The sequence below is a fragment of the Hyphomicrobium sp. NDB2Meth4 genome (assembly GCF_900117445.1).
GTDB lineage: Bacteria > Pseudomonadota > Alphaproteobacteria > Rhizobiales > Hyphomicrobiaceae > Hyphomicrobium_A.
Map to the genome: position 1 here is coordinate 349,904 of NZ_FPEJ01000001.1, position 7,597 is coordinate 357,500.

Consider the following 7,597-nt stretch of genomic DNA (forward strand, 5'->3'; position numbering starts at 1 on the left):
TGCCGGATCGCTCTATTCGCCGCCGCGCTCGGCCAAGATCGCGTCAAAATCGATCTTCGCCGCTTCGATAACGGCCTGCGTGCGCGACGCCACCTTCAGCTTGCGCAAGATCTCCGACACGTGAGCTTTCACGGTCGTCTCGCCGACGCCGAGGTCATAGGCGATCTGCTTGTTCAGCAAACCCTGCCGCAACATGTGCAGAACGCGAACCTGCTGCGGCGTCAGTGTCGAGATGCGCGCTGCAAGTTCCGACGTGTCGGAAGCCGCGCCCTCGTACGGCGGCTCGTAGTCCTTCGGCACCACGACCATGCCGTCCATGACATCCTGCAGCGAACGTCCAAGATCGCCGACACGCGACGACTTTGAGATGAACCCCGCGACCCCGCATTGCATCACTTCATGAATGATGCGCGAGTCTTCCAAGGCCGAAATCACGACAATCGGCAGCTTCGGGTAGCGCGTCCGCAATTCGATCACGCCTTCCAGCCCGCGCGTACCCGGCATGGAAAGGTCGAGCAGCACCAGATCGAACGGCATCTTTTCATCGAGCGCGGCCCGCGCCGTCTCGATTGAAGTTGCCTTGGTCACGTTCGCGTCGGCGAACGTGCCCTGGATGACCTGCTCCAAGGCTTCCACGAAGAGAGGATGGTCATCGACGATCAGGATGCCGATGGGCAAGGAAGGCTCCGTTGAGAAGTGGCATAGATCCAAGGCGCGGCGCGTCACCGCACCCCCATGATAGCCAACTGGCTCGCTGAAACAGACTAAAAATCCTGGCTCTATAACTATTTGCCAAGGCGCTGCTTACGCTGCGCTGCGGCATGAGTTGCAGCTCCACCCGGAGCCCCAGCCCGCCACGGCCTCGAAAGGGTTGAGGCATATGATGCCTTGACCCACCCCGGCTTCGGCGCAATGTGCCACCAGCCGATCGGCGAACTCGAAGCGAAGGACTAGAACCGCGCCGATGGCCGGAGCGATAACCAACTCCCTGCGGCTGGCGAAGGCCGGGCTCGTGCTGGCGCAGCATGGCGTCCGCTTTGTCCCCGCCGGCATGCCCGTGCCCCCGCCCCTGCGCATTGCACGGGCACTGACCGCGCCGATCCGCTGGATCTCAGCCCCTTTCCACGCCGGCGAGCCACGCCAGCAGCGCCTCGCCAACGCCATCACCAGCCTAGGCCCGAGCTACATCAAGCTCGGACAGTTCCTCGCCACGCGCGCCGACGTCATAGGCCCTGAGCTTGCCGGCGAGTTGTCGATGCTGCAGGACAGCCTGCCGCCCTTCCCCATGGCCGAGGCCCGCCGCGCCGTCGAGGAATCGCTCGGCGGCCGCCTCGAAGACCATTTCGCCGAATTCGGGCCGCCCGTCGCCGCCGCCTCCATCGCCCAGGTGCACAAGGCCGTCGTGATCGACGCCGACGGATCACGCCGCGAAGTGGCGGTGAAGATCCTGCGTCCCAACGTCGAGAAGCAATTCCGCCGCGACCTCGACGGCTTCTATTTTGCCGCCCACCTGATCGAGCGCTGGCACGCACCGTCCCGGCGGCTGAAACCTTCCGCTATCGTCGACACGCTGAAGCGCTCCACCGAGCTGGAGATGGACCTCCGCCTCGAGGCAGCAGCGATGTCGGAGATGGCCGAGAACGCCGCGGCCGATGAAGATTTCCGCGTCCCGCAAGTCGATTGGAAGCGCACCGCGCGCCGCGTTCTCACCGTCGAATGGATCGACGGCATCAAGCTTTCCGACGCCAGCGCCATCGCCGCATCCGGCATCGACCGCAAAGCGCTCGGCCTCACCGTCATGCGCTCGTTCCTGAAGCACGCCATGCGCGACGGCTTCTTTCACGCCGACATGCATCAGGGCAATCTGTTCGCCGATCAGGGCGGACGCCTCGTTGCCGTCGACTTCGGCATCATGGGCCGCCTCGGACACAAGGAGCGCCGTTTCCTCGCTGAGATTCTCCACGGCCTGATCACGCGCGATTACCGCCGCGCCGCCGAGGTGCACTTCTGGGCTGGCTACGTGCCCCCGCACCATCCCGTCGAAGTCTTCGCCCAGGCACTGCGCGCTATCGGCGAGCCGATCCACGGCCGCACCGCAGAAGAGATCTCCATGGCCGACCTGCTCGGCCAGCTTTTCGCCTACACCGAAGTCTTCGACATGCAGACCCGCCCAGAGCTGATCCTGCTGCAAAAGACCATGGTTGTTGTCGAAGGCGTCGCCCGCGGCCTCGACCCCGAGCTCAACATGTGGATCGCCGCCGAGCCGGTCGCCAAAACCTGGATCGAGGACAACCTCGGACCTATCGGCCGCCTGCGCGAAGCCGGGGAAGGCGCATCCACCATCGGCAAGATCCTTGCCGACCTGCCGGCGCTACTGACCCAGGCCCAGCAGAGCGCCGTAGCCCTTAACGATATGGTCCGCGACGGCCTGCGCCTCGACGATGAAACCATCCGCCGCCTCGCCCAGGAACGCGCGCGCCAGGCCCGATGGACGCAGGCGGCGATCTGGGTCGGCGCGGTGTCTCTCGCCATCCTTGCGCTGGCCCAATTCGCGGGCTAGCAAGCTAGCGTCGCGTCGACTTGGCCCTATCCGGAAGCTCACCGATGACGTCAAAGTTCAAAGTCGACCCCGCGAAATTCTCCACGGTGCTGACGAGCTGCGGTCGCTTCGACCTGCTCGGCGAGACCATCACCTCGCTTCAGCGCTATTTCGACGTCGGCAAGATCATCGTCGCCGAAGATTCCGAAAAAAAGGCCGCGGCCGACGCCTTCACGCGCGCGCACCCCGGCGTCGAGCTGCGCCTCAATCTGCCCAAGCTCGGCCAGATGCGTTCGATCGATGCCCATTACGCAACCCTCGACACACCTTACGTGCTTCACCTCGAAGACGACTGGGGCTTCACGCGCGGCATTGATCTGGAACGCGTCACGCAATTCCTCGAAGCGCGCCCCGATATCTCGGTCGTCTGCATCGCGCATCGCATCTACGATCCGCGCTTCTCCAAAGGCGCGCGCAAGGAAACCCACGACGGCATCGACTATCTCGTCTGGGACACCGACGCCCATCCCAAATGGTTCTCCTATTCCTTCAATCCCTCGATCGCCCGCATGTCGCTGTGGCGCGAGGTCGGCCCATTCGCCAAGTTCGTCACCGAAGAGAACCTGAGCCTTTTCCTCAAAGAGCGCGGCATGCGCATTGCCATGGTCGTGCCCGGGATAGCCGACCACATCGGCGATGACCGCCACGCACACGATCCATTCCAGCCAAAGCGTGCCACAACATTCCTGCAGCGCATGAAGCGCTCGATCGCCAAGCGCCTGCCGAGCCTCACCGGAGGACAGCGGTGATTGGATTCACATCATGGGCCTGAGCTGCTGCATCATCGCCCAGGATGAAGGCGATCGGATTGAAAGCTGCATCCTCGCCGTGAAGGACATCGTCGACGAGGTCGTGGTCGTCGATTCCGGATCGAAGGACGACACCGTCGCCAAGTGCGAAGCCCTCGGCGCCAAGGTCGTCTTCCACAAGTGGGACGGCTACGGGCCGCAGAAGCGCTTCGCCGAAGACTGCGCGTCGAACGATTGGATCTTGAATCTCGACGCCGACGAATTGGTAACGCCCGAGCTCGCGCGCGAAATCTCAGCGCTCATGCAGGCGCCCGCCGGACTGCTACCCGCCTATCGCTTCAAGCAAGTCACCGTCTATCCGGGCAAGCAGCGCCCGCGCCTCTGGGCCGACTACCACAACTACGTTCGCCTCTATGACCGCCGCCGCGTGCGCTTCCGCGAAAGCCGCGTGCACGACACCGTGGACACGAAGGATTTTCCCGTCGGCCAGCTTCAAGGTGTCGCGTTTCATTTTTCCTGGCGCAGCATCGAACACGTGCGCCGCAAGCTCGAGAGCTACACCGACCTGCAGGCCAAGGAGCTGAAAAAATCGCGCGCCTCCGTGCTCGCGCGGCTTCCGATCGAGTACCCGGTGCTTTTCTTCCGCTACTACGTCCTGCGTCGGAACATCACGGGCGGCCTCACCGGTATCAGGATCACGCACGAGATTGCCCGCGCTCGCACGCGCCGCCTGTTGAAAATCGCGCGCGCCCAGTCCGCCGCGTCGCGCGGCTGACAATCACGGCCAAAACGAAAAAGCGCCCGGACTTTTCAGTCCGAGCGCTCAAATCCATCTTCAGCCAATCTAGAAGTGCCCGCTTCACTCAGCATGGCAAGCCTAGCTTGCCATGCTCAGCGCCCAAGGGGCGCCGCGCCTCATGGCGCGGACTTCAGCGAGTGCGACGGCCGCCGCATGACAAGCCTGGCTCAGCTTGTGTCGCCTAAATCTCCCCCTTAATTCCCTTCTCGAAGTACTTGTGGATAACCTTGTCCTGGTTCTCGAGCAGCCAGTCGATCGACGGCTGATTGGTCATCGCCTTGTGAATCGCCTGCGACGTCGCCTTGCGATGAATGTCGAACAGGATCTTGTGATCGAGATCCTTCACATCAACGATGCCAGGATTGAGCCAGACGGAGATGATGATCCCCAGTTCATCGCACTTGTCCCGCGGAATGTCCCCCGAGCGCACGCTGTCCAGCACGCCCATCGCCGTCGCGTATTGCACCGTTCCCATCAGGATATTCGTGTAGCGCTCATTCGCCACGCTCACTTTGCTCACGCAAAGCGTCGGCGGCCGCACCATCACGTCCGTGTTGAGAAGTGCGAGCACGCGCGAGTGCCCTACCACCTGATTGCCGAGCAGGTTCGCAAACGCTGTCCCGAACGGACCGTCCATCTCGCCGATAGCAACTTCCGGTTCTGCCGCAGTACCAGGAGGACCGCCGGCAACCAGGCTCTCGCCCACTCTCATCACGATGCGTTCGCCCATTCTTCTTTCCTCCCGCTCAAAGTCGTTCACTGCAAGAAGCGGCGACTTTGACCGAGGAGCAGCGCGACATCAACGCGGCGAGCACAATTTTTTCGCCGCCGATCGCCGCACCGATACGAGCAACTCCGCAAGCAAAATGATCTGGATGATCGGCGGTGATTGCGCGCCCGGAAACCCACCGCCAAACACACCACAACAACGATCCCAAGCGTCACAGCGCGCAAACGAAAAACGCCGCCCGGGCAAAGCCACGGGCGGCGTTTAAATTCGATATCGAAAGAGGGGATCTGAATGACTTCGTTTGAAGCGTCTCACTTCTCTGCAGACCTGGCGACGACCTACTCTCCCACGTCTTAAGACGCAGTACCATTGGCGCTGGAGCGTTTCACGGCCGAGTTCGGGATGGGATCGGGTGCAGCCACTCCGCCATAATCACCAGGTCGGCGGAAAAGTGAGATGACTTCTGTTCTGGTCTTGTCTGTGTTCCTACGCCCATCGAGGCAGCACACGCAGTGTCTGTCGCGCCTTGCGGCGCAGACGATCCACTCTCGCGAGTAGTTCGCCGACACAAGTGCTGCCACCCATCACCGCGGCGCGAATGAACGCGCCAAGCGATGCGAGGCATTCGATGAGCATTGCTTAATGAGAGCAATCAAGCCGATCGAGTTATTAGTACCGGTAAGCTGCATGCATTGCTGCACTTCCACACCCGGCCTATCAACGTGGTGGTCTTCCACGACTCTCGAGGGAGAACTAGTTTCGAGGTGGGTTTCCCGCTTAGATGCCTTCAGCGGTTATCCCGTCCGTACATAGCTACCCTGCTGTGCCGCTGGCGCGACAACAGGTCCACCAGAGGTACGTCCATCCCGGTCCTCTCGTACTAGGGACAGATCCTCTCAATTCTCCGACACCTACGGCAGATAGGGACCGAACTGTCTCGCGACGTTCTGAACCCAGCTCACGTACCTCTTTAAATGGCGAACAGCCATACCCTTGGGACCTGCTCCAGCCCCAGGATGAGATGAGCCGACATCGAGGTGCCAAACGATTCCGTCGATATGGACTCTTGGGAATCATCAGCCTGTTATCCCCGGCGTACCTTTTATCCGTTGAGCGATGGCCCTTCCACACAGAACCACCGGATCACTATGGCCGTCTTTCGACTCTGCTCGACTTGTCAGTCTCGCAGTCAGGCGGGCTTATGCCATTGCACTCGACGGTTGATTTCCGACCAACCTGAGCCCACCTTCGCACGCCTCCGTTACCATTTAGGAGGCGACCGCCCCAGTCAAACTGCCCACCATGCGCTGTCCTGGGACCGGATGACGGTCCGCAGTTAGACAACCATGTTCATAAGGGTGGTATTTCACATTGCGGCTCCACAAGAGCTGGCGCCCCTGCTTCAAAGCCTACCACCTATCCTACACATGCAAACACGATTGCCAGTGCAAAGTTACAGTAAAGGTGCACGGGGTCTTTCCGTCTAACCGCAGGAACCCCGCATCTTCACGGGGAATTCAATTTCACTGAGGATGTGCTGGAGACAGTGGGGAAGTCGTTACGCCATTCGTGCAGGTCGGAACTTACCCGACAAGGAATTTCGCTACCTTAGGACCGTTATAGTTACGGCCGCCGTTTACCGGGGCTTCGATTCAAAGCTTGCACTTCTCCTCTTAACCTTCCGGCACCGGGCAGGCGTCAGGCCATATACGTCGTCGTTGGACTTAGCATAGCCCTGTGTTTTTGCTAAACAGTCGCCACCCCCTGGTCTGTGCCCCACCCGTCTGGTTGCCCAAACGGATGGCCTGCTTATCCCGAAGTTACGCAGGCAATTTGCCGAGTTCCTTCAGCACACTTCGCTCAAGCGCCTTGGTATTCTCTACCTGTCCACCTGTGTCGGTTTAGGGTACGGTCTATGTGGGGGCTATTTCCAGGGACACCTTCGCTGCTCGGGCAATCCGATAAGCCCAAACAACTTACAGCATCCGTCACACACCCACTGGCCCACGAATATTAACGTGGTTCCCATCGACTACGGCTTTCGCCCTCGCCTTAGGGGCCGGCTAACCCTGCGCAGATTAGCTTTACGCAGGAACCCTTGGACATTCGGCGGGAGTGTTTCTCACACTCCTTTCGTTACTCATGTCTGCATTCGCACTTCCGATACCTCCAGGCGCCCTCACGGGTCACCCTTCACAGGCTTACGGAACGCTCCGCTACCACGCATCAAATCCGAAGAAATGATGCATCCTAAGCTTCGGTGCACGGCTTTAGCCCCGATACATTTTCGGCGCAGAAACCCTTAATTAGACCAGTGAGCTGTTACGCTTTCTTTAAAGGATGGCTGCTTCTAAGCCAACCTCCTGGTTGTTTTGGGATTCCCACATCCTTTCACACTTAGCCGTGACTTTAGGACCTTAGCTGTAGGTCAGGGTTTTTTCCCTTTTCACGACGGACGTTAGCACCCGCCGTGTGTCTCCCGAGTAGTACTCCCAGGTATTCGGAGTTTGGTTAGGTTTGGTAACCCTGTGGGGGCCCCTAGCCCATCCAGTGCTCTACCCCCTGGGGTATTCACTCGAGGCTCTACCTAAATAGATTTCGCGGAGAACCAGCTATTTCCAGCCTTGATTGGCCTTTCACCCCTTGCCACAGTTCATCCGAGGCTTTTTCAACAGACACCGGTTCGGTCCTCCAGCAGGTGTTACCCTGCTTTCAACCTG

Annotated in this window: 5 protein-coding genes and 2 rRNA genes (1 of these 7 only partly in view); 3 read left to right on the forward strand and 4 right to left on the reverse strand. The window is 60.4% G+C overall.

Annotated elements, in window-relative coordinates:
- Nucleotides 1-12: 12 nt before the first annotated feature.
- A complete protein-coding gene (locus tag NDB2M4_RS01665) occupies nt 13-678 on the reverse strand; it encodes a response regulator (protein WP_072369242.1) in 666 nt (221 codons plus the stop codon).
- Between the two features lie 286 nt (nt 679-964).
- On the opposite strand from NDB2M4_RS01665, the gene ubiB reads away from it, so the two are divergent.
- The 3 genes from ubiB to NDB2M4_RS01680 are packed head-to-tail and all read left to right on the forward strand — an operon-like array spanning nt 965 to nt 4,123.
- A complete protein-coding gene (gene ubiB / locus NDB2M4_RS01670) occupies nt 965-2,560 on the forward strand; it encodes a 2-polyprenylphenol 6-hydroxylase (protein ID WP_072369244.1) in 1,596 nt (531 codons plus the stop codon).
- Between the two features lie 44 nt (nt 2,561-2,604).
- A complete protein-coding gene (locus NDB2M4_RS01675; RefSeq protein WP_072369246.1) occupies nt 2,605-3,348 on the forward strand; it encodes a glycosyltransferase in 744 nt (247 codons plus the stop codon).
- A 13-nt stretch (nt 3,349-3,361) separates the two neighbouring features.
- Nucleotides 3,362-4,123 carry a glycosyltransferase family 2 protein gene (locus tag NDB2M4_RS01680; RefSeq protein ID WP_072369248.1) on the forward strand — a complete coding sequence of 254 codons (762 nt, stop codon included), beginning with the start codon at nt 3,362-3,364 and terminating at the stop codon, nt 4,121-4,123.
- A gap of 205 nt (nt 4,124-4,328) precedes the next feature.
- Here NDB2M4_RS01680 and NDB2M4_RS01685 read toward each other — a convergent pair whose 3' ends face one another.
- From NDB2M4_RS01685 to NDB2M4_RS01695, 3 genes are all read right to left on the reverse strand, one after another.
- Nucleotides 4,329-4,877 (reverse strand): formaldehyde-activating enzyme, encoded by a 549-nt coding sequence (locus NDB2M4_RS01685; protein ID WP_072369251.1) that lies wholly within the window; start codon nt 4,875-4,877, stop codon nt 4,329-4,331.
- Nucleotides 4,878-5,202: 325 nt separating this feature from the next.
- Nucleotides 5,203-5,317: ribosomal RNA gene (gene rrf, locus NDB2M4_RS01690) — 5S ribosomal RNA — on the reverse strand.
- A 208-nt stretch (nt 5,318-5,525) separates the two neighbouring features.
- A 23S ribosomal RNA gene (locus NDB2M4_RS01695) occupies nt 5,526-7,597 on the reverse strand (it continues 739 nt past the right edge of the window).